Here is a 22,771-nt window from a genome sequence, read left to right as displayed (position 1 = left end):
CGGGCTGTCCTTGCAGCGGGTCAGCCCTGCGGCCTGACCATACGGTTCACCATTCGTTGCACGGACGGGCCAAACAGCAGGATTACGGTGAAGGCAATGGGCCAGCAAAATGCCCAGGACGCCATCCAGTCGCCAACTGTGCCGGGGTTAAACCCGATTGCTTTGACCGTCGCGATCCCCGTTACAATCAAGGACATGAGGCCGGACATGATCAGGCTGAAAACGGCACGGGCATAGCGGGCTGGTATCAAGGCAGGCATCCTAATGGTCGCAATGCCCTTGATGTGCGGTATCTGAATGAAAATTACCAGTGCAAGTCCCGCATCCAGTCGAGTGTGTCGCAGGTGCGTTGAGTTGAGGGTGTGTATTCCGCGCTGATCCAGCCGCTATAACCTGCCGCGTCCATGGCCGAGAACAAGGCCTTGAAATCCGTTGGTCCGCGACCCGGTTCCGTGCGATCCGGGGCTGCGCCAACTTGGGCATGGACCACCTGCGGATGAAAGCGGTCCCAGACAGCCAGCGCGTCGCCATGGATCATATGGGCGTGAAAGCTGTCATATTGCAGGCCGACATTCGGGCGATCCACCTGGTTGAGCACCTCTGCTGCCAGATCGTAATCGTTCAAAAAATATCCGGGCTGTGAAACCGGGTTGAGCGGCTCGATGGTGAATTGTTGCTGTGGGGCGAAATCGGCGGCCCATTGCAGATTTTGCACAAAACAACTCAATGCATCCGGCCCGGTAGCGTATCCGGACATGATGTGGATCAGGCCGGGGCGTAGCACCCTTGCATATCGCAGGACACGGCGAATGTCCGACTGGAACCGCGATTGACCATCGGGGATTGCTGCGTAACCCGGCGCACCGCCGGTGTAGTTGGGCGGTGGTGCGTTGATCAGCACAAGCTCCAACCCGTTGGCAAGCAAGGCGCGGCGGGTTTCCGTCGCGGCGATGTCGTAAGGAAACAAGACCTCGACCGCTGTGAACCCGGCATCTGACGCAGCCTGAAACCGCTCCAGGTAAGGCATTTCGGTAAATAGCAGTGAAAGGTTGGCAGCAAATCTGGGCATGAGCGGTCAGTGGTTGTGTTGATCCGACCATAACCAAGGGATGATTTTCGGGGAAGGGATCGAAAACGACAGATTGTCGAAAATCGACCAGATCGCTTGCTCCGAATCAGCAAGGGTCCGCACAGCGCGGCGCGTCATTACGGGTGCCGCATTAACAAAAGGTCCGAATCCAATGGCGATGAGCCCGGAACCCGTACGCGGGGCAACTACCGCTATGTCTGGTGGCCGAAACCCTGCGTTGTCAGGGAATGGGTTGGCGGTTGCCTCCATGATTACCTGGGCGGCGGGGTTCCCGGCGGCGGAAGTTTTGCTGCAAACCTGGCCCCCTGTTGCATTGCTGACCGCGCGCCTGGCGCTGGCGATCGCCGTTCTGATACCGGTCTGGATCCTGCTGGATGGCCCCAGCAGAGTGTTACGCGCAAGATGGGGCCGGGCGATGGTTGTCGGCGGCTTTGGTTTTGGCTTTGCCATGTTTCTGCTGATCGTTGCGCAGAAAATGACGGACCCGGTGACAGTCGCGATCATTGCATCCTGCGCGCCTTTGCTGGCAACGGTACTGGAGCTGATGGCAGGAACCCGACGGCTGAAGTGGACCTTTGCGTTGGGTGTTCTGGTGTCGGTTCTGGGTGGGCTGATTGCAACCAGCACCGCCGCGCCCGAACAGCTGGGGCTGGGCGCGGTTCTGGCGATCCTTGCAACGGGCCTGTTTTGCTGGGGCAGCATGGCCACTGCGCGCGACTTCCCCGAACTTAGTCAGATCGGGCGCTGTACGATTACCTTCGTCGGTGGGTTGCTCATGGCCGCGGTGTTGAGTTTTGGGGCGGCCCAGCTGGGAATGGATGTGTTGCCAACCGCTGCCATTGATGGGCAGCAATGGGGGATGCTTGGGATCTATGCCTTGATATCACTGGGGCTCAGCCAGGTGCTGTTCATCTCGGCCGTGGGCAAGCTGGGCGTGGCGCTGGCTTCGTTTCACATCAATATCGCCCCGTTTTACGTGATGCTGATCATGCTGATGTTGGGGGAAGACTGGAATTGGACCCGTGCGCTGGGCGCGGGCGTGGTTGCTTTGGCCGTAGTACTGGCCCAGGATCGCGCATCTCGGTCAGCCAAGATCTGCTGAAGGGATGAGCGGGAAGAACTGTCCACCTGACCAGACACCAAACCAGCCCTCATGGTGGCTGCCAATCTCGACGAGGCGGTAAAAACTTTTGCGGTCTATGCGGGCTTCGAGGTTGGCGCGGATCAATATGTAGGGTGACGGTTCTTCTGTTGCGGGATCAATAACAACCCGGATCGGATGAGCGGGCCCTGCAACAGCGATGCCGTCCACTTGTGTGCGAAAGGTCAGGTTCTGCGTCTGACCTTCGCCGGTTTGCTCGAAATCCACGGCGATGAACGGCGCGTCCTCGACAGTGATTCCCACCTTTTCAACCGGAGTAACCAGATAATATTTCCCGTCTTCTTTCTTAAGAATTGAGGAAAAAAGCTTCACAAGCTCGAACCGATTGATGGGCGAGCCTAAATAACTCCATGTACCATCTTTTGCGACACGAATGTCCAGATCGCCACAAAACGGGGGATTCCACAGGTGAACGGGCGGTAAACCTCGGGTTTTGGCGGCTTTAACCGATGCGGCCAATCCGTCGGGCGAGGGTTTCACAGGTTTTTGTCCGCTCATTGCTTTTGCCATTTCCTCTCAGCGCGATACACTTCAATCATATTCGTCCACGGAAGGGAAAGTCATGAACGAACCTGCCGACCTCGTAGCCGAGATCGAAGCGCTGGAAAACAAGCTGCAAGAGGCCAAGGCCTCGATCACCCGCCGCTTCATCGGGCAGGAAAGGGTCGTTGACCTGACCCTGGCTGCGCTTTTGTGCGGTGGTCACGCCCTTCTGATCGGTCTGCCGGGCTTGGGCAAGACGCGTCTGGTTGAAACCCTGTCAACGGTGATGGGGCTGCATGGCAATCGCATTCAGTTTACGCCCGACCTGATGCCAGCCGATATTCTTGGATCTGAGGTGCTGGATACGGCCGATGATGGCAGCCGCCATTTCCGTTTCATTCCAGGCCCGATCTTCTGTCAGCTGCTGATGGCGGATGAAATCAACCGCGCAAGCCCGCGAACGCAATCTGCGCTGCTGCAGGCGATGCAGGAGCGTACGGTGACAGTAGCCGGTGAGGACCGTTCCCTTGGTGTGCCATTCCACGTTCTGGCCACGCAAAACCCGATCGAACAGGAAGGCACCTATCCCCTGCCCGAAGCGCAGCTGGACCGGTTTCTTGTGCAGATCGATGTAGAATACCCCGACCGCCAGACCGAGCGGGATATTCTGCTGGCCACGACCGGTGTTGACGAAGACGAAGCACATCAGATTTTCAGCAAGGAAGAGTTGCTGGCTGCGCAGGTCCTGCTGCGTCGGATGCCCGTCGGGGACTCGGTTGTCGAGCTGATCCTTGATCTGGTGCGGGCCTTCCGCCCAGAAGAAGCGGGTGTATCCGAACGGGTTGCCGAAACCGTCGCGTGGGGTCCCGGGCCACGCGCTGCGCAGGCGCTGATGATGACGGTTCGGGCACGTGCGATGTTGCAGGGGCGTCTGGCACCCAATGCCGAGGATGTGCTGGATATGGCACGCCCGGTGCTTAGTCACCGGATGGCTCTCAACTTTGCGGCACGGGCACGCGGCGACAGTTTGGCCGACCTGATCGACTCGACTGCTGTCGGGTTGATCCGGACCGAGGCGGCAGCGTGAATGCCGCGCTGACCCTTCGCGAAAGATCCGAGGCCGAGGCATCGCGGCTGCCGCCCCTTTTGGCGCGGGCCGAGCATCTGGCGGGCACCGTTCTGCTGGGTGACCATGGACGGCGGCGCTCTGGCATGGGGGATGATTTCTGGCAATACCGCCCAGCACAGATCGGGGACAGTCGCCGGATGATCGACCACCGCCGCTCGGCGCGTGGAGATCAGCAATATGTGCGGGAACGCGAATGGCAGATCGCGCAATCGGTAATGCTTTGGGTCGATCAGGGGGCGTCGATGCGGTTTGCGTCCGACAAATCGTTGCCGACCAAGGCAGATCGCGCCCGGCTTTTGGGACTGGCAACGTCCATCCTGCTGGTCCGCGGTGGAGAGCGTGTTGGCCTGACAGGCACGACCTTGCCACCCCGGCGTGGCAATGCGCAGATCATCCGGCTGGCGCAAGCCTGGTCCGAGGATGATCAAACGGATTACGCCCCGCCTGAACATCGCGCCATGATCCCGCATGCCCGTGCCGTGTTCATTTCGGATTTTCTTGGTCCAATGGACGAAGTTGAACTGGCCCTGACCAAAGCCGCAGACCGTGGTGTTCGCGGCGTAATCCTTCAGGTGCTGGACCCGGGCGAAGAGACATTTCCTTATCGTGGGCGTACGATTTTCGAAAGCGTCGGGGGGTCCGTCCGGCACGAAACGCTCAAGGCGGCAGAGCTGCGGGACCGCTATCTGCAACGCCTCGCCCACCGTAAGGATGCGCTGACGCAGCTTTGCCGGGCGACTGGCTGGCAAATGGGCCTGCATCACACGGGCGATAGCGCGCAAGCGGCTCTGTTGTGGATATATCGTGCGCTGGACGGGGGAACGCGATGACGGTTCTGGCGGGCATCGGCTTTACCGCTCCATGGGTGCTGCTGGGTCTTCTGACCCTGCCGATCCTGTGGCTGATCCTGCGCGCGGTGCCGCCGGCGCCGATCCGTCGGATGTTCCCGGCGGTGACGTTGCTCTTGGGCCTGAAGGATGACGAAAGCGTTTCGGACCGCACGCCGTGGTGGCTGTTGCTGCTGCGGATGCTGGCAGCTGCGGCGGTGATCATAGGTCTGGCCGGTCCGGTTCTGAACCCGTCGCGGGATGAGATCGGGTCCGGGCCGCTGCTGATGGTGTTGGACGCCAGTTGGGCAGGCGCGACCCGATGGTCGGCCACGCTGGATCAGATCGATGCGCAACTGACCGAGGCCGGTCGCGCAGGGCGCACGGTGGCTATCCTGCGCCTGACCGAACCGGAAACACCTGTTTTTCAGGCGGCCGAGGCATGGCGGGGACATTTGCCGGGATTGATGCCCAACCCATGGCAGCCGACCGAACCTCAGATCGCACAGGCCATTGCGGCACTAAATTCAATTGATGGGGGGTTTGACACCCATTGGTTCAGTGACCGGCTGGATTATGTGGATCATGCGGCGCTGGTCTCCAGCTTGCAGGCTCGTGGCGATGTGGTGGTTTATCAGGCGGCGTCCCGGCCCATGGCGATCCTGCCTGCCGCTTATCAGGACGGGTTGATCCAATTGACAGTGCAGCGCGCAGGCCCCGGACCCGAGGAACGTGTGACAGTATTGGCACAAGGGCGCGACCCGGCCGGAACGGCGCGTGTGCTACATTCAGTGGAACTGACCCTGGAAGCCGGGAACGCTTCGGCGCAGGTCGATCTGGCGCTGCCATCCGAACTCCGCGCGCGGATCACGCGGTTCGAAATCCAGGGCCAAAGGTCTGCCGGGGCCGTGACCCTGACCGATGACAGCCTGCGTCGTCGCGAGGTCGCGCTGATTGCCGGGAGTTTGAACCGCGAAGGTCTGGAGCTGCTGTCACCCCTGCATTATCTGACTCAGGTCCTGAGCCCCACGGCGGATTTCGTCGATGGTGGCCTACCCGAAGTTCTGCCCGCCAATCCGGATGTCATTGTTCTGTCAGATGTGGCCCAGATGTCGGAACCGGAAAAGGCGGACCTGATTGAATGGGTCGAACAGGGCGGTTTGTTGCTGCGCTTTGCCGGCCCGCGCATGGCGGCCAGCGATCTTGGGCGTGACACCGAAGACACCCTGCTGCCTGCACGGCTGCGCAGCGGTGGGCGATCTGTCGGCGGCGCGATGAGCTGGGGTGAGGCCAAGACCTTGGCACCATTCCCCGAAACCTCGCCCTTCTATGGACTGGACATCCCTGATGACGTGGTCGTTTCCACTCAGGTCATGGCACAACCAGACCCTAACTTGGCGGATCGCGTAATTGCCTCACTGTCTGACGGCACGCCTTTGGTGACTCGTAAGGCGTTGGGGTTGGGGCAGGTGGTGTTGTTCCATGTGACCGCCGATGCAGAATGGTCGAGCCTGCCACTGTCGGGCCTGTTCGTTGAAATGCTGGATCGGCTGGCCGTGGCTTCGGCTGCAAAGTCCCGGCAAGAGGCTCAGTTACTGGGAACAACATGGGAGCCGGTACAAATCATGGACGGATTTGGCACCTTGTCAGATGCCGGAACCCTGGCAGGTGTCGACGGGGTTGAACTGATATCGGGCCAGATCGGGCCGGAACTGCGTCCGGGTCTTTATGAAAGTGGCAAGCAGAAGCTGGCGTTGAACGTCGTTTCGGAAGAAACTCAGCTGCGCCCTGTTGTCTGGCCCGCGAATGTGCCGATCAAAGGGCAGGAGGTCAGTACGGAAACGCCACTGGGCGGTCTGTTGCTCAGCCTTGCACTGATTTTGCTGACAGTCGATGTTATTGCATCGCTTGCTTTGTCGGGCAGGTTGGGTTTGGCCCGAACAACGGCCTTGGCGTTGACCGGTGTCCTGTTGGTACCCGAAGGTCACGCGCAAACGCCTGAGGACACCGAGTTTGCATTGGCTGCGACCCACGAACTGGTATTGGCGCATGTCCTGACTGGCGATGCGCAGGTAGATGATATTGCGCAAGCCGGGTTGCGCGGGCTTGGCCAAACCCTGCTCTATCGCACATCGGTTGAACCCGCAGACCCCATCGGTGTTGATCTGGAACGGGATGAGCTGGCGTTCTTTCCGTTGCTTTATTGGCCGATCTCAGCGAACCAGTCGCAACCTTCAGCCGAGGCCTATGTCAAGCTGAACGCCTATCTGCGGTCCGGAGGGATGATCCTGTTTGACACACGTGATGCGGATATCGCCAGTTTCGGTGCCTCCAGCCCAAATGGCCGCAAACTGCAACAACTGGCCGGACCGCTGAATATCCCTGCATTAGAGCCGATTCCGCGTGATCATGTTCTGACACGCACGTTCTACCTGTTACAGGATTTTCCGGGCCGATATTCAGGCACCGAGGTTTGGGTTGAAGCCGCGCCGCTGGATGCAGAACAGATCGACGGGATGCCTTTCCGCAATCTGAACGACAATGTGACGCCGGTGGTCATCGGCGGCAATGACTGGGCCGGTGCCTGGGCGGTGGATCGCAACGGGCAGGCCCTGTTGCCCGTCGGGCGCGGTTATGCCGGGGAACGGCAACGCGAGTTGGCCAATCGTTTTGGTGTCAATCTGGTGATGCATGTGCTGACGGGGAACTACAAATCCGATCAGGTTCACGTGCCCGCCCTTCTGGACAGGTTGGGACAATGACAGGAACCGTCATCTTCGATCCGCTGATCCCGTGGGCGATGCTGCTTGTCGTGGGTATGATTGCCGTGGCCGGAGTCGTTCTGGCTTTGTGGCGTGGATTGTCGGGATGGGCCTTGCGTGGGTTGGCGGCGCTGGTGATCATCGCTGCGCTGTCCGGCCCGGTCTATCAGATCGAGGATCGTGCACCTCTGACAGATATCGTTCTGATGTTCGAGGATGAAAGCGCCAGCCAGGCGCTTTCAGACCGGGTGGAACAAACGGCTATGGCCGCAGAGGATTTGGCCACCGAGATCGAGGCACGCGACAATACAGAACTGCGCCGCATCCGGGTCGGCGATGGTGAAGGCGATGAGGGCACGCAGATCATGGCAGCCCTGAACGAGGCCCTGGCCGAAGAGCCGCGTGCGCGTATTGCCGGTATCCTCGTGGTGTCCGACGGGATAGTGCATGATGTCGATCAGGCCCCGGATCTGCCCGCACCGATGCACCTGCTGCAAACCGGGCGGGAAAGCGACTGGGATCGCAGGCTTATTGTCCGAAACGCCCCTGCTTTCGCCATCATTGGTGAATCGGTGACCTTGACCCTGCGCGTCGAAGACAGCGGAGCTGCCCCCGCAGGTGCAACATCTGCACCGTTGGAAATTTCGGTGGATGGGGGCGAGCCCGAACAGTTCAGCATTCCAATCGGTCGCGATGTCGAACTGCCCGTCACATTGCCCCATGGCGGGCGCAACGTGATCCAGTTTTCCGTTCCTCAGGCTGAGGGCGAGTTGACCGACCGCAACAACACGGCCCTGATCCAGATGAACGGCGTAAGGGACCGCCTGCGCGTGCTGCTGGTCTCGGGTGAACCGCATCCGGGTGGTCGCACGTGGCGTAACCTGTTGAAATCCGACAGTTCTGTTGATCTGGTGCATTTCACCATCCTGCGCCCGCCTGAAAAGCAGGATGGTGTGCCGGTGGACGAGCTGTCGCTGATTGCCTTCCCGACGCGTGAGTTGTTTCTGGAAAAGATCAACGATTTCGACCTGATCATCTTTGACCGCTACAAGCGGCGCGGGATTCTGCCTGCGATCTATCTGGACAATGTCACAAGCTACATCAACGAAGGCGGCGCGGTCCTGGTTGCCGCCGGACCTGATTTCGCCGGTGCCGACAGCATCTTCCGCTCGCCCCTGGCGCCAGTTCTGCCAGCTCAGCCAACCGCGCGGGTGATCGAGGAACGATATGTGCCGATGGTCAGTGATCTGGGGCATCGTCACCCGGTCACGACCAACCTTGGAGAATCCGAGGATTGGGGGGCGTGGTTGCGACAGATCGACGTGAAACATCGCTCGGGCGACGTGCTGATGACCGGGGTCGAGGATCGTCCGCTGCTTGTCCTGAACCGTGTCGGCGAAGGGCGCGTTGCGATGCTTGCGTCTGACCATGCCTGGCTTTGGAGTCGTGGCTTCGAAGGAGGGGGTCCGCAGCTGGAGCTGTTGCGCAGGCTGGCCCATTGGATGATGAAGGAACCGGAACTGGAAGAAGAGGCGTTGTGGGCCGAGGCCAACGGTCAGTCCATGCGCATCATTCGTCAGACGCTCGGGACAGAAGTCGGCCCGGTAACAGTCACCTTGCCGAATGGCGAGACGTTGGAGATTACTTTGAAAGAGGTTTCTCCGGGTCGGTTTGAAGCGCAGTATTACGGCCCCGAGATCGGCCTTTATCGTTTGCAGGAAGGCGACCACATGGCTGTGATCGGCCTTGGCCCTGCTGCACCGAAGGAGTTCGAGCGCACCATCGCGACTGGTGATGTCCTTGAACCGGTGCTGGCCAGGTTGCGGGGCGGTGTGATCCGGTTGGAAGATGGGCTGCCGTCGATCCGCAACGTACGCGCCGGACGCCCCGCCGCCGGTCGGGGTTGGATCGGTCTGACCCCACGCAACGCGTATGAGACGCGGGATGTCACGCAGGCCGGGTTGCTGCCGCCCTGGCTTGTCTTGCTGCTGGCTGGAGGCTTTCTGCTGGGCGGTTGGCTGCGGGAAGGGCGGCGTTAACGCTGGCCCATTGCTGTTCTTTAACGGGAACCGGGCGCGCTCTGGTCGATCCGGAACGAGGCCCGGTCGGATTGGCCCTGTGCATCCACCACCACAAGTGAGGTAAATCCGGGTCCGGGATTGGGAATTTCGAATTCTCGCTGCCGTTGCCCGGTCAAGACAGGCACGCCGTTGGTCAAAACGGAAAACGGCCCGACACCACCGCGTAGTTTCACCGTGAGAGGGCTCCCGAAAGTCTCTAACACAGCGTTTTCTGGTGGAAACAACAGATCAGGTGCGGTTTGGTCCGTTTCGAAAGCCGCCGCGCGGGGCCGGAAACGTTGCAACGGTTGCGGCAATTGCGCCGCGCCAACCAACAGTGTTGATGGTGGCGGTGGGCGCAGGGGCGTGAGTTCGGGTTTCAGCAGGCCGAAAGCCTCGGTCAGAAGCGGCGCGGCAACGTCCCCTCCGAATGCGCCGGGAACAGGTGTGCCATCCGCGCGTCCCAGCCAGACCCCGATGACATGCTGCCCGTCAAAACCAATGGCCCAGGCATCGCGGTGCCCATAAGAGGTTCCCGTTTTGAAGGCCAGCGCCCCTGAAGTGCTGCCCGTGGGTGGTGTGATCCCGGATAGGATATCCGCAATCTGCCATGCTGAGGTTTCGGACAAAACACGAGAGGTGAGCCGTGCATCAGCCAGGGCGTCATGGCGCAGAATCGGGCCTTGCCCACCAGCGGCCAGCATCACGTAGATCTGCACAAGATCATGCAAGCTCAGACCGACGCCACCCAAGGATATTGCCAATCCGGGTGTACCACTGCTCAGGCGCGGTTCTGATCCTGCTGTCCGCAGTGCTGCCATCACGCGCGCAGGGCCCAGCTCGTGCGTCAGGCGCACGACAGGGATATTCAGCGACAATTGCAGCGCGTCCCGAACCCTTACATCGCCCCGGAAAACGCCATCGAAGTTTCGCGGGGCGTAACGCCCGAACATCACCGGGCTATCGCGGATCAGGGTTTCCGGATGGGCCAGCCCCTGATCGAATGCCAGCCCGTAAACCAGAGGTTTCAGCGTCGATCCGGGCGACCGCACGGCTTGGGTCATATCCACGAACCCTTGTCGTGCATCCTGATACCCGGCTGACCCGACCGAGGCCAAAATCTTACCGTCGCGATGATCTGCCACGATCAGCGCAGCGGACACGTGCGGCCCGACGCGCGCGGCGGCCCGAGCGACCACAGTTTCCAACCGGGCTTGCACCCCTGCATCCAGGGTCAGATCAAATACACCGGTTGCACGGGTTTGGCCTTTCACGCGGTCGGTCAGATGGGGTGCAAGGCGCGGAAACGGGATCATTTGATCAGGAATGGTTTCCGTCAGGGCTGCGTGCGTCTCAGCCTTGGTCAATACGCCGTGGCGCTCTAACCTGCGCAAAATCCGATCACGGGCAATTTGGGCTGTCTCGGGTCTGCGATCCGGGCGCCGCGCCTCCGGGGATTGCGGCAAAGCGACCAGCAGGGCCGCCTGTGCGGCGGTCAAACGGGTTGCTTCTTTGCCGAACCAGGCGCGGGCACCGGCACGGATACCTTCCAGATTGCCGCCATAGGGGGCATGGGTCAGGTAGAGGTTCAGGATCTGTGTCTTGCTCAGCTGCCGTTCCAGCGCCAATGCGACCCTAATCTGGCGAAATTTGCCACTCCAACGCCCGGTCGATCCATCTTCGATCAGCCGCGCGACCTGCATGGTCAGGGTTGATCCGCCCGAAACCGCGCGCCCATTCCAAAGGCTTTGCCCGGCTGCGCGCAGCAACGCGACAGGGTCCACGCCCGCGTGGGTCCAGAAACGTTTGTCTTCGTACCGGACCAGCATGGTGGTGAAATTGGGATCGACCGCGCCGGGCTGCAGCCTCCAGATGCCATTTGCAACCGGAAACACACGCAGGAGGTCACCGTTACGATCCCGCATCTCGACCGAAGTTTCAGTCAGAACGGGCGGCAGCACCGTGGCGTCGACCCAGCGGTCGACACCATCCCGCGCCAACGCCGCCAGATAGAGGGCACCGGCCAGCGCAAATAACAGGCGCGGCACCCTAGGCATGAGAGCCGCCCAAACAGGGATATGAAAGATGGCCAGTCACTGCACCTCGACCCGTCCCGTCGCCGTTCGCGCACGGTTCTGGGGGCGGTACATATCCTCGACCGAGGCCGCGGGATGGTGGAACACGCCCGGTGTGACAGCACGGGCGACATAAGCCAGTGTCACGGTCTGGCGCCTTGACAGGTCAACCGCAGCCAGGAACCTGTCCGAGCGGAACTCGGTATGTGTGGCATCAGACAGATCCAACCAGTCCAGCGACCGTACATCGCCCGATCGCAGCAGGTTCGGGTTGTCAATCTCGATTCCGGCGGCAAGGGGATCGTCCACCATCAGACGCGCCCCACCGCTTTCAAACGGCGTGACCGTCAGAACCGTGACAAACCGGTCCCCCACGGCAAAGCGGCCCGCGTCAATCAGATCGCCGTCCATCGAATAATACTGCCGTTCGATTGCATAGCCGGTGCCACCAGCCCCAGGCGGATCTTCGGGGATTCCGGTCACCGTCAGGGTGATATCGGTTGCCTGACCGTCGGTCGCAGTGATGTTGACCTCTTCCGCCTGCCCGGATTGCAGAACCTGAACAAAGGGGCCGGATACTGACACGCCATTGACCGTCAAACCGGAGCCGGACGGATCAGACACCAGCGCGTGCGCCGCCAGCAGGGACCATGTGGCCTCTTGCGTGGACAGGGGAGTGCGGCCCGTGCTTACCCGTTGGATCAATGCGTTGCGGTCAATCGCCTCGCTGCCCGCATCTACCGCCAGGGTCAGCAGGCCCGCCGCATCCCGCAGGCGGGTGCCGTAATCCGCGCGCCAGTGGTTTTCCTGATCGTTCGGCACCTGTTGCAGCATCCGCGCCGCACGGGCGAACATCGCGTCTGCGCGGGTCTGGTCCCCGTACGAGGCCAGCGCAGCGCCCAGTTGCGCTGCAGCCAACGGCGTGTCGAAAGCATCCCCTTTGACATCCGCATAATAGCGCAGATCGCCCATCGCCGCCGCGCCTTCCCGCGCCAGAACCATCAGGGCATAAGCGATATCCTGACCACCTTCGTCAAAATCCGGCGCATAATTGACCCGATTGCGCAGGTTATCCATGGCCTGCGCAAAAGCCTGATCCGGTACCGGGTGCCCCTGCGCACGGGCGCGCGACAGGAAATCGGTCACATAGGCGTCCAGCCAGAAATCACCGCTGCCTGCGCGCCACAGGCCAAAGGCACCGTTTGCAGCCTGACGAGTCAGGATGCTTCGGATTGATTCCGTGATGCGTTGATTCACCTCCGGGCCATTGCCCAGCCCCGAGGCCTGCGCAACAGATGACAGGTAAAGCAGCGGCAGCGCCTTGCTTGTGATCTGCTCGGTGCAGCCATAAGGGTAACGGTTCAACTGATCCAGCAGGCCGGGCATATCGAACTTTGCCAGTGCTCCGGCGGACAGGATGGCCTTGGCCGAGCCGGGTTGAAACCCATCAAAAACATCCTGCGAAAACAAAAAGCTGTCGCCCGCACCCAGCGCAAAGCGCCGTGTCCGGGCAATCACGGGATCATTGGCCCGCACCGGCATCCGCAGGGTTTGCGACAGATCGCGCCCGTCTGGCGTGGTGATGGAAACGCTGATCTCTGGATCGCCAATAACATGGGCCGTTACAGGGATGTCGAACACCGCTTTGCCACCATCCTCCAGCAGAAAGCTTGCCGGTACCGGGCCCAGTTCCAGCCCACTGGTGGTGGTCAGGCCAAGCGCCATGTCTCCGGATGCGCCATCCGCATGGACAATCTCAAGCCGCATCCGACTTTGATCGCCGGGGGCCAGAAACCGCGGCAGACTGGCAGTAACCACCACCGGATCGCGGACGATCATGTCAGCTTCGGCCTGACCGACGGCTTTTTGTGACCACGCGACGGCCATCAGTCGGACCGTACCATTGAAGGCGGGCAGGGGGATGTCGACCTCAACCGCGCCATCCGCACCGACCTGAACCGGGCCGCTGAACACCGCCATCAGATCTTGCGTCGGTGGCGGGGATTGGCGGCGCATCCCGTTGTCATTGTCGCCGCCAGAGCGAACCGTACCCATCGTTCCGTTCATGCCGTTGATCAGCCGCCCGTAAACATCACGCAGGTCCACACCCAGCCGACGTTGCCCGAAATAGTACGCTTGCGGGCTTGGGCTTTCGAACCCCGTCAGGTTGAGGATGCCCACATCCACAGCAGCAAGGGTCAGCCAGACTGGATCATCGCTTGTAACATTTTCGACCCTAACAAGGGCCTTCTGTGTTTGACGGGGCGAGGTAACCTCGGGCACCTCAATGGCAACCGACAGCGTGCGATCCGCAGGATCAATGGCAGCATAGGCGACGCCCATGGCGCGTGCCGGGTTCTGACCGGCCGCAACATCCATCGGTCGGATCACCGTGGCAGTGACATAGGCACCTGCACCCCAATCTTCTGTCACCTCTATCGGGATAACACTCTCGCCCTCCTTTACGGCAACCATCTGGCGATGGATCAGTCGGTTCGACAGCACTTCGACTTGGGCGATACCTGCCATGCGCGGAACGATGCGCAGCTGTGCGGTTTCCCCGGCGCGATAGCTGTCGCGATCCAGCGACATCTCAAGCCGGTCAGGCGTGGTCGAAGCATCTGCGGCCTGATACCAGCCTGCGTGGAAATCGACAGCGGTTTCCGTAAAGGTGCCATCAATACGTTGGACCACCAGTTCATAACGGCCCCAGTCCACGGGTTGGGACAACGTCAAAGGAATAGTGGCGACGTCAATCTCTCCGGTGGCAACGCGAGTGCGTCTGGTTGTCGGTTCCCAATTCCAGTTTCCGTAAAGCTGATACCATTGATACCGCGTTTCGATCTTGTTCAGCGTCCAGCGCAGGCGCATCGGGCTGGGGCTCAGGTCGGGTGCAAGGCCGATGATCTGAAACGCGGCCTCGGTACCTTCAGGGAGTACGTCCTCGAACAGGGGTTTGACACCGATGACAGGTTGCGGCGGCAGGACAGGAACGCTCAGGTGACGTTCAACAGGGCGGCCTGAGCCGTCAGCCAGTCGCGCAATAACCTCGGCTTCAATTGGCTTCCCTTCCGTCTCTAACACAGGGATTTCAACGGCAATAGATGCTTTGCCGTTTGCATCTGTACGCGTGTCACCAAAATAGGTGCTTTTGATCGATGTCTCGGCGTCATAGCGGCCAAAGCGATACCCGTCGTAGCCCGGCACTGTGTCCGCCGGGCGTGCGATAACCTGACCGTCGATGCTCAGGTCCGACCCCGGCGCACCAAACAGATAGCGCGCGTCGATCGAAAGCGGAGGGCTGTCGCCGGGACGCAGGGGCGCGTCCGGCAGGGTCAGCTCAAAATCTATACGTTCCGGCAGGAAGTCTTCTACCAGCACTGTTTGCCGCGCCAACGCATCGCTTTTGGGATCAGACCTGATCTCGATCCGCCAAGCACCGCGCGGTGCATCCTCCGCAACAGGCAGGGCAAAGATATGTCCCCCGGCGACGCCGCCATCCGAGACGGTTCGGCGGTATTCCACGCCGTCAGGGCGATACAGGATCGCAATCAGGGGCAGGCCCTCGATAGCCTGCGCCTCACCATCGCGCGACAAGGCGGTGAGGTGGATCACCTCTCCGGCTCGATAAGCGCCGCGATCCGTGGCTAGAAAAACATCAACCGGCCCCGCAGGTGCACGTCCTTCAACACCACGATCTGACAGGTCAAAGGCAGGATCGGTCAGGGATAGAAAGCTGAAGTCACTGTCCCCGGTCGATGCCATCACCAGCGCGGGCGCACTTGCCCCCTTGCCCCGTGTCAGGCCGGGATCGAACCGGACATAACCCGATTCATCCGTTCGCGCTTCGGCGATGACCGCATTTGCGCTTGTGACCAGTGAAACCTCGACACCTTCACGGGGTGCCGCGTCGCTCAGCCCGCGCACCGTGACGTGCAACCCGTCGGTGCCAAGCACGCTGCTGATCCCAAGATCGGACAGAACAAACCATTGCGTTGCGCCCGGGTCGTCATAGGGATCAGCCCCCGGAACACGGGCGGTCAGAGCATAAATACCGGCGGGCTGATCCGCGATCGCCTCGGCCATGGGCAGGCGCGCCGTCATGGTCTGGTTCAGTTCGTTGGCCACTTCGGCGATGCCAGTCCAGATATCCTCGGCAATTTCATCGGAAAATTCTGCTTCCTGCCATTCACTAAGCGGACGACCGAAGAAATCCTGCTGCACCGCGCGCAACAGGTTCCGGTCGCTGACCCTCCGCAGGATCAGGTTCAGCTCGGTGACGTTGACCGTTTCAACGGGCAACGCAGCATCAGCGGATTTCGGCAGAACGTAGCTGCGCCCGGGAAACCGGACCGAAGGCGCCCGGTCGCGCACGTAATGGGCAAGCTCAACATTGCGGTTCAGCGCCTCGCCCGAGGCGGAGGGCAAGCCTTCGCGTAGCGTCAGGCGATAGCGCTGACCATGGGCGACACCGCCAACGCACAGCTGCCTGCCCTCAGCCTGTACCACCAACCCGTCATCGTTGCGCTGGACAAACGGATCATAGTCGACCCCCGCCTTGACCAGCGGTTCTGAAAACTCGACGCAGATCCGCGGTGCAACGGCGTCGCTTTCCACAGAACTGTCGACCACGCGAAACCCGTATTTCTTGATGGCATCATTCAGCGCGGCCAGTACATCCTCGCGCGGTTGGATTTGCTCTGCCAGCCGCAGCACAGGGATCATATCGCGCCCGCGCTCGACCTCTTCCAGGGCGCGGGCCAATGTCATTAGGGCGGCAACCTGCGTGCCGGGAGTATCGGCGCGCAAGTAGCCATTGGTTGCGGCATTCAGCGCACGGTTGCGCAGGTCGCGCCGTTCACTCCAGTCCGAAGAGTTTGTCTGCAACAACAGGCGCGCGTATTCCACCCATAAATCGGGCGCGTCACTGAGCGATACCGCCACACCAGTCCAATTCATCGCCTGCCGCGGGCTGCTCGCGCTGCGCGCCGCGCCCAGAACAGCCTGCAGGTCGTTGCCTTGCGCCATATGAACAAAGCCCAGATCGCGTGCCTGATCTGCGGCCTGCTTCAGGTCAGCAGTACCAAGTACACTCAACGCATTTGCACGCGTTTTTGCCAATGTTTGGGTCTGATCTGGAGTAAGCATCTTCTGCGCAGACACAGCCCCCTGATAGGCCTCTTGCCGGTTTACACCACTTTTTGGAAAACAGGCATTGGATCGGGTGTTGTAGGTGAACGCGGTGCAACGCGTATTGGCGGAACAGGCCTGAATGCAGGACTTCAGATCGGTATCGAAAAGGGCGTCCAGATCCGAGCCATAAAAATCCACGTCCCGCGTCGTGATGTAACGGAATTCAGGCACTGCATCTTGCGCCTGGGTGGCGCTGGGCAGGACCAAAAGCGAAATGACGTAAGTTATTGAAATAAAAACAAAGCGGCGCATGGTGCCCTCCTCTTTGGGCACAGCGTTGCATGGCGTGCGCCTGTTGTGCAACGGCTTAAACAGTTTTTCATCCTCTGTCGGGATGCTGGGTGCAGAACGTTCTGGAATCAATCAAATGAGTCTTGCACATAAATTGGCACAGGAACGGCGCGCGCGCTTGGCAGCTGAACGGGTGCTGGCCCTGAAGCAGGCAGAGCTGTCGGCAGCCAATCGCAAACTGGGTCAACATGCCATGGCATTGACCAAACGAATTGGCGAAACGCAGGCTGAGGTTGAAACCGTTCGGGATGAAAACGAAAAGGTCAAATCCGACCTCTGCGTGGCCAACGCCAAGATCGAGGTTGCCGAACGCCGCTTGTGGCACTCGATTCAGACAATACAGGACGGATTTGCCTTTTTTGACGGTGACAACCGGCTGATCGGCGCAAACACCGCGTATCTGAGTGTTTTTGAAGGTCTGGACGAAGTCGCGCCGGGGATATCATACCCCCGTATTCTGCATTTGCTGACGTCAGAAGGTATTGTCGATATCGGGGATGAATCCGCGGAAGACTGGCAGGCCAGAATGCTGGCCCGCTGGAGCCGCGCCAATCCGCCACCAATCGTTATGCAGCTTTGGAACGGTCACTATATCCGTCTGATCGACCAGCGTGGCAGCGGTGGTGATATGGTGAGCCTTGCTCTCAACATCACAACGTCGGTCCGGCATGAAATCGAGCTTAAGGCGGCGCGAGAGAGGGCCGAAGCAGCAAACCGGGCCAAGTCGGCCTTTCTGGCCAACATGAGCCATGAAATCCGTACACCGATGAACGGCATCGTTGGCATGTCCGAGTTACTGGACGAGACACCGTTGGACGAAGAGCAGCGGCTATACGTCAATACGATTCGCAATTCGGGTGAGGCGCTGCTGGTCATCATCAACGACGTTCTGGATTATTCCAAGATTGAGGCGGACAAGCTGGCTCTGCACCCCGAACAGTTTGATCTTGAACGCTGCATTCTTGAGGTTGCAATGCTGCTGCAGCCCAGCGTGCGCGATAAGGGGCTGACATTGCTGGTGGATTACGACTTGTTCTTGCCAACCCTTTTTGTGGGCGATCCTGGTCGGATACGGCAGGTTCTGACCAATCTGGTCGGCAACGCCGTCAAGTTCACCTCCGAAGGCTACGTGCTGGTCCGGGTGACAGGGGTGCCCAACCCGGATGCGCAGATCTGCGACATCCATATCGCGATTGAAGACACCGGAATTGGCATCGACGCCGAGAAAATCGACCACATATTTGGCGAGTTCAATCAGGTCGAAGACGAGCGCAACCGCCAGTTTGAAGGCACCGGGCTTGGCCTTGCCATCACCAAGCGGCTGATCACCTTGATGGGCGGCACGGTCTGGGTTGAAAGCGAACCGGAACAGGGATCCTGTTTCGGTTTTCGCGTGACACTGCCCACGGTAGAAGGTCCGCAACCCGAGCCTCCGAACCTGGCGGAATGTTTGAAACATGTCCTGCTGGTCGAAGACCTTGCCGTGAACCGGGCCATTCTTGCCAAGCAGCTTGGGCGACTGGGGGCTGAGGTGACGGTTTGCACGTCGGGGACCGAGGCGCTGTCACAGATGAATGATCAGATTGATCTGGTTCTTTGTGACCACGACCTGCCGGATATGGATGGGCTGGACCTTGCGGTCTCGCTCAGGGATCGGGGGTGGGGTGATATTCCGGTGGTTGTGATGTCGGCAAACCCAGGCTTGATTCACGCGCATCCTGCCCGTGACCTGATCGACGGTGTCTTGCAGAAACCCATCCCGCGGTCCGAGTTGTATAGCAGGCTGATGGCGCTTGACAGCCCATCGTTGGAAAGGTGCCCTTTGGACGTGGGCAAAACAGTCTCTAAAAAGCGAGATTCTGAATCTGCGCACCCCCGACGTATGAGGGTTCTTGCCGCCGAGGACAACCGTACCAACCAATTGATCCTGAAGAAGATGGTTAAGGATCTGAATATCGATCTTCGCTTTGCCTCCAATGGGATTGAAGCGGTTGAGATCTATCAGGCGTTCGAGCCAGATCTGATCTTCATGGATATTTCAATGCCGAAGATGGACGGCAAACAGGCAACAGCGGAAATTCGCGGGCTTGAGGTTGCAACCGGTCGTCACGTTCCCATCGTTGCCCTGACGGCTCATGCCATGGCGGGGGATGATCAGGGTATTCTGTCAGCCGGCTTGGACCACTACCTGACCAAACCGCTACACAAGAACCGAATTCACCAGATGATCCTGCAACACCAACCCGATTGCGTCTGCTCGGTCGCAGACACCATGCCCGGTGTCAAAATCCGGCGTGAGCGGGGCGAAAACCCAAATCCGACCTCGTCGGGCTGACACTTCAGGCGTTTGCCATCGGGATGCAAGTTCAAGTGATCTGGGTTTCAGGCCGCATAAGGTCTGACGAAAACGGGCTTATCCGCTTCCGACAGATCAGGGCGGTATTCATAGCCGCCACTGTCGAAATCCAGCAGTCCCTTAGGGTCGGTCAAGCGGTGTTGGATGACATACCGCGCCATGGCACCGCGCGCCTTTTTGGCAAAAAAGCTCACAATCTTTGGGGTGCCGCCCTTATCTTCCATGAAGACCGGTGTGATGACGCGCAGGTTCAGGGCATTCAAATCCACCGCACCAAAATACTCCTGACTGGCACAATTCACCAGAATGTTGCTGTTAATCTCGGCACCTTGTGCATTCAGTGCCTTACTCAGCTGATCGCGCCAGTATTCGTAAAGGTTCTTCCCTCTTCGGGTTTTAAGCTTGCTGCCCATCTCAAGCCGGTAGGGCTGTATCGCGTCGAGTGGCCGCAACACACCATAAAGGCCGGAAAGGATGCGCAAGTGGTCTTGCGCCCATAACAGCTCGTCTTCGTCCAGCGAAGCAGCTTCAAGCCCTTGATATGTGTCGCCAGCAAAAGCAAGCGCAGCCGGGCGTGTGACCTTGGCGTCGGGTGCATCCGAAAAAGCGCGATACCGGTCGCGGTTCAGGCGTGCCAGATCGTCGCTCAGATCCATCAGTTTCTTCAGATCACTCAGCGTCAGGTTGCGAGCGGTTTTGGACAGCCGGATCGCATCCTCCTGAAAATCGGGCTGCGTTACCCCGACATTCCGCTCTGCCCAGTCCAGCCGTTTGGCCGGGGAAATCACGATCAGCATATCCGCCCTCTTTCTTGCCTGTTCGGGGGTATCTAGCCCGCCTCACGCAGCACGTCCAGAAAAGCGGCGCCAAACCTTTCGTGACGTCGATCACCCAGCACCTGCGCAATCCCACGGGGATCGTCTGGGCGGAGTTGCGCAACTTTTGCCAATTGTGAGGCCGAGCAGGTCAGGGGCTTGTCGATCCCGGCTGGACCGCGCGACAGCAAGGACTGAACTTCCATCAAACGGTCGTAAATCTCACCCTGATTGCGGCCAGCCAGTTTTCGGCGCGCCGGATGAACGCTTTTTGCTTCGCCCGCGATTACTTCAAGGAACGTATCGCCATAGCGTTCCAGCTTTTTGGCGCCTACACCGCCGATCCGGGCCATATCGTCCAGCGTTACAGGGCGCTTTTCGGCCATCTCGATAAGCGTGCGGTCGGGAAAGATGACATAGGCCGGAACACGTGCAGCTTCGGACAGGGCACGGCGTTTGGCCTTGAGCGCTGACAGCAGCGGGGCGTCTTCTTCGGACACCATAGCCTTGACCGCAGGCCGACGTACCGCATTGCGCAGCGTATCCTTGCGCAGGTTTATCTTTGCCTCGCCTTTCAAAATTGGTTTGGCCGCCTCGGTCATGCGCAATGCGCCGTGACGTTCAGGGTCGGGGCGCACCAGATCGTGGCCCATCATCTGGCGGAAAATGGCCTGCCATTGCGGGCGCGTCCAATCTTTGCCGATGCCAAATGTGGACAAATCCTCATGGCGGCGGGCGCGGATTTTGTCGGTCTCGTTTCCCAGAAGGATGTCGATCAAGTGGCCTGTCCCGAACCATTCCTCGGTCCGAAGGATCGCGGACAGGGCCATACGCACCGGAGTTGTGCCGTCGAAAACTTCGGGCGGGCTGTCGCACAGATCGCATTTGCCGCAGCGTGCTGTGGCCTCGCCAAAGTAACCCAACAATGTTAGGCGGCGGCATTCCAATGCCTCGGCCAGACCCAGCAAGGCATTCAGGCGCGCATGATCGGCCATGCGCCGCTCGGGCGGCGCCAAACCCTCGTCAATCTGTGAACGCCGCAGGCGAATGTCATCGGGGCCGAACAGGGTCAGCGTTTCGGCCGGGCCGCCATCGCGTCCGGCGCGTCCGATTTCCTGATAATAGGCTTCGATTGATTTCGGCAGGTCCGCATGGGCGACCCAACGGATATCGGGTTTGTCGATGCCCATACCAAAAGCCACGGTTGCGACCACGATCAACCCGTCCTCGCGCGCGAAACGGGTTTCGACAATGCGGCGATCTTCGGGGTCCATCCCGCCGTGATAGTGGCAAGCCGAGTGCCCCTCGGCGCGCAGGGCCTGAGCAATCACCTCGGTTTTATTTCTGGTGCCGCAGTAAACGATACCGGACTGGCCTTTGCGCGCATCTGCGAAATCAAGGATCTGCTTGCGCGGTCCGTCCTTTGCGGCGAAAGCCAGATGAATGTTAGGCCGGTCAAATCCGCGCAGAAATTTGCGTGGCTCAATGCCATCGAACAGTTTTTCGACAATCTCATCCTGCGTTTCGGCGTCCGCCGTGGCGGTAAACGCGGCAAGCGGAACCTTCAGGGCGCGCCGCAACTCTCCGATCCGCAGGTAATCAGGGCGAAAGTCATGCCCCCATTGACTGACACAATGGGCTTCGTCCACGGCGATCAGGCTGACGTTGATCCGACGGAGCATCCCAAGCGCCGACCCGGCAGCCAGACGTTCGGGTGCCATGTAAAGCAGCTTTAGCCGCCCGTCCTCCAGCGCGTCCCAGACGGCCTCGGTTTCCTCGGGCGTGTTGCCGGATGTCAGCGCACCGGCCTCGACCCCGGCCTCTTGCAGCCCCCGCACCTGATCACGCATCAGGGCAATGAGCGGAGATATAACGACCGTCACGCCATCGCGGAGCAGTGCAGGGAGTTGAAAGCAAAGAGACTTCCCGCCACCTGTGGGCATGATCGCCAGCACGTTTTCACCTGCCGTCACGGCGTCGACAATCTCTTCCTGCCCGGGGCGGAAGGCGTCGAATCCAAAGACATCTCGCAGCAAGGGTGCGGCGTCGAACATATGCGGAGGTGCCCTGTTTTAAGGTTTATCTGCTCTTAAAACAGGACAATCACATACTAAGATTCAGTGAACAAGAGGTCAGTAGAAATAGGGCGCGTTGTTGATAAGGATGATCCGCAAGGCATAGACGCCGATCAGCACCACCAGCGGGGTCAAGTCCAACCCACCCATATTGGGTAGAACGCGGCGGATCGGCCCGTAAATAGGCTCTAATATCCGATTTAATCCGTACCAGATTTGTGCAACCAGTTGTTGGTGCAGGTTGAGCACCTGAAAGTTGATCAGCCAGCTCATGATCACATGGGCCAGAATGATGAACCAGACAATGTCCAGGATCAGCAGCAGGATTTGGATCAGCGACAGCATGGGATCTCCGTTTTCTTGTTGGACGAGACCTAAGCACCCTTTCAGCAAAGAGCAAGTAGGCTGAACTCTGCGCTTGCGAATTGCCCCAAAGCCCCGTCTTATGACCGC

Annotated in this window: 14 protein-coding genes; 6 read left to right on the top strand and 8 right to left on the bottom strand. The window is 59.9% G+C overall.

Annotation, left to right across the window (positions count from 1 at the left end):
• Nucleotides 1-20 precede the first annotated feature (20 nt).
• Complete coding sequence (locus ACR0AD_RS13630) at nucleotides 21-251, bottom strand: DUF2798 domain-containing protein (protein ID WP_480474477.1); 231 nt, start codon at nucleotides 249-251, stop codon at nucleotides 21-23.
• A gap of 53 nt (nucleotides 252-304) precedes the next feature.
• Nucleotides 305-1,069, bottom strand: coding sequence for a hydroxypyruvate isomerase family protein (locus ACR0AD_RS13625; RefSeq protein ID WP_480482667.1), 765 nt, complete (start codon nucleotides 1,067-1,069; stop codon nucleotides 305-307).
• Nucleotides 1,070-1,337: 268 nt separating this feature from the next.
• Between ACR0AD_RS13625 and ACR0AD_RS13620 the strand changes: the two genes are divergently transcribed.
• Nucleotides 1,338-2,192 carry a DMT family transporter gene (locus ACR0AD_RS13620; protein WP_480487897.1) on the top strand — a complete coding sequence of 285 codons (855 nt, stop codon included), beginning with the start codon at nucleotides 1,338-1,340 and terminating at the stop codon, nucleotides 2,190-2,192.
• On the opposite strand, the gene ACR0AD_RS13615 is transcribed toward ACR0AD_RS13620, so the two are convergent.
• A complete protein-coding gene (locus ACR0AD_RS13615) occupies nucleotides 2,175-2,762 on the bottom strand; it encodes a DUF1285 domain-containing protein (protein ID WP_480487895.1) in 588 nt (195 codons plus the stop codon). The genes ACR0AD_RS13620 and ACR0AD_RS13615 overlap by 18 nt on opposite strands.
• 52 nt (nucleotides 2,763-2,814) lie before the next feature.
• Here ACR0AD_RS13615 and ACR0AD_RS13610 point away from each other — a divergent pair, with 52 nt between their 5' ends.
• Genes ACR0AD_RS13610 through ACR0AD_RS13595 form a run of 4 tightly spaced genes read left to right on the top strand, consistent with a single transcriptional unit; the run spans nucleotide 2,815 to nucleotide 9,492 of the window.
• Entirely contained in the window at nucleotides 2,815-3,822 is a 1,008-nt protein-coding gene (locus ACR0AD_RS13610) for an AAA family ATPase (RefSeq protein WP_267365919.1), read from the top strand.
• A complete protein-coding gene (locus ACR0AD_RS13605) occupies nucleotides 3,819-4,694 on the top strand; it encodes a DUF58 domain-containing protein (RefSeq protein ID WP_267365920.1) in 876 nt (291 codons plus the stop codon). Before ACR0AD_RS13610 ends, ACR0AD_RS13605 begins: the two co-directional genes overlap by 4 nt.
• Complete coding sequence (locus ACR0AD_RS13600) at nucleotides 4,691-7,453, top strand: DUF4159 domain-containing protein (protein ID WP_480482673.1); 2,763 nt, start codon at nucleotides 4,691-4,693, stop codon at nucleotides 7,451-7,453. The genes ACR0AD_RS13605 and ACR0AD_RS13600 overlap by 4 nt, the downstream gene beginning before the upstream one ends.
• Nucleotides 7,450-9,492, top strand: a complete 2,043-nt coding sequence (locus ACR0AD_RS13595; RefSeq protein WP_480482675.1) for a hypothetical protein — start codon at nucleotides 7,450-7,452, stop codon at nucleotides 9,490-9,492. Before ACR0AD_RS13600 ends, ACR0AD_RS13595 begins: the two co-directional genes overlap by 4 nt.
• Before the next feature lie 20 nt (nucleotides 9,493-9,512).
• On the opposite strand, the gene pbpC is transcribed toward ACR0AD_RS13595, so the two are convergent.
• Nucleotides 9,513-11,570 (bottom strand): penicillin-binding protein 1C, encoded by a 2,058-nt coding sequence (pbpC, locus tag ACR0AD_RS13590; protein ID WP_480487892.1) that lies wholly within the window; start codon nucleotides 11,568-11,570, stop codon nucleotides 9,513-9,515.
• Between the two features lie 36 nt (nucleotides 11,571-11,606).
• Nucleotides 11,607-17,033 carry an alpha-2-macroglobulin family protein gene (locus tag ACR0AD_RS13585; RefSeq protein ID WP_480487891.1) on the bottom strand — a complete coding sequence of 1,809 codons (5,427 nt, stop codon included), beginning with the start codon at nucleotides 17,031-17,033 and terminating at the stop codon, nucleotides 11,607-11,609.
• 115 nt (nucleotides 17,034-17,148) lie between these two features.
• Here ACR0AD_RS13585 and ACR0AD_RS13580 point away from each other — a divergent pair, with 115 nt between their 5' ends.
• Entirely contained in the window at nucleotides 17,149-19,407 is a 2,259-nt protein-coding gene (locus tag ACR0AD_RS13580) for a response regulator (protein WP_480487890.1), read from the top strand.
• Between the two features lie 47 nt (nucleotides 19,408-19,454).
• Here the strand turns inward: ACR0AD_RS13580 and yaaA are convergent, their stop codons facing one another.
• The 3 genes from yaaA to ACR0AD_RS13565 all read right to left on the bottom strand — a co-directional run bounded on the left by yaaA (nucleotide 19,455) and on the right by ACR0AD_RS13565 (nucleotide 22,663).
• Entirely contained in the window at nucleotides 19,455-20,225 is a 771-nt protein-coding gene (yaaA, locus tag ACR0AD_RS13575; RefSeq protein ID WP_480482683.1) for a peroxide stress protein YaaA, read from the bottom strand.
• 32 nt (nucleotides 20,226-20,257) lie between these two features.
• A complete protein-coding gene (gene recQ, locus ACR0AD_RS13570) occupies nucleotides 20,258-22,297 on the bottom strand; it encodes a DNA helicase RecQ (protein ID WP_480487888.1) in 2,040 nt (679 codons plus the stop codon).
• Between the two features lie 78 nt (nucleotides 22,298-22,375).
• Nucleotides 22,376-22,663, bottom strand: coding sequence for a YggT family protein (locus tag ACR0AD_RS13565; RefSeq protein ID WP_170382138.1), 288 nt, complete (start codon nucleotides 22,661-22,663; stop codon nucleotides 22,376-22,378).
• Nucleotides 22,664-22,771 lie beyond the last annotated feature (108 nt).

The organism is Ruegeria sp. BH8, assembly GCF_056538065.1.
The sequence above is the reverse complement of the archived record's forward strand: the minus strand, read 5'-3'. Positions and strand labels throughout refer to the sequence as shown.

Coding starts and splice junctions, on each gene's coding strand:
- ACR0AD_RS13625 (WP_480482667.1), bottom strand. CDS start 1,069: ATGCCCAGATTTGCTGCCAACCTTTCACTGCTATTTACCGAAATGCCT.
- ACR0AD_RS13620 (WP_480487897.1), top strand. CDS start 1,338: ATGATTACCTGGGCGGCGGGGTTCCCGGCGGCGGAAGTTTTGCTGCAA.
- ACR0AD_RS13615 (WP_480487895.1), bottom strand. CDS start 2,762: ATGGCAAAAGCAATGAGCGGACAAAAACCTGTGAAACCCTCGCCCGAC.
- ACR0AD_RS13610 (WP_267365919.1), top strand. CDS start 2,815: ATGAACGAACCTGCCGACCTCGTAGCCGAGATCGAAGCGCTGGAAAAC.
- ACR0AD_RS13600 (WP_480482673.1), top strand. CDS start 4,691: ATGACGGTTCTGGCGGGCATCGGCTTTACCGCTCCATGGGTGCTGCTG.
- ACR0AD_RS13595 (WP_480482675.1), top strand. CDS start 7,450: ATGACAGGAACCGTCATCTTCGATCCGCTGATCCCGTGGGCGATGCTG.
- pbpC (WP_480487892.1), bottom strand. CDS start 11,570: ATGCCTAGGGTGCCGCGCCTGTTATTTGCGCTGGCCGGTGCCCTCTAT.
- ACR0AD_RS13585 (WP_480487891.1), bottom strand. CDS start 17,033: ATGCGCCGCTTTGTTTTTATTTCAATAACTTACGTCATTTCGCTTTTG.
- ACR0AD_RS13580 (WP_480487890.1), top strand. CDS start 17,149: ATGAGTCTTGCACATAAATTGGCACAGGAACGGCGCGCGCGCTTGGCA.
- yaaA (WP_480482683.1), bottom strand. CDS start 20,225: ATGCTGATCGTGATTTCCCCGGCCAAACGGCTGGACTGGGCAGAGCGG.
- recQ (WP_480487888.1), bottom strand. CDS start 22,297: ATGTTCGACGCCGCACCCTTGCTGCGAGATGTCTTTGGATTCGACGCC.
- ACR0AD_RS13565 (WP_170382138.1), bottom strand. CDS start 22,663: ATGCTGTCGCTGATCCAAATCCTGCTGCTGATCCTGGACATTGTCTGG.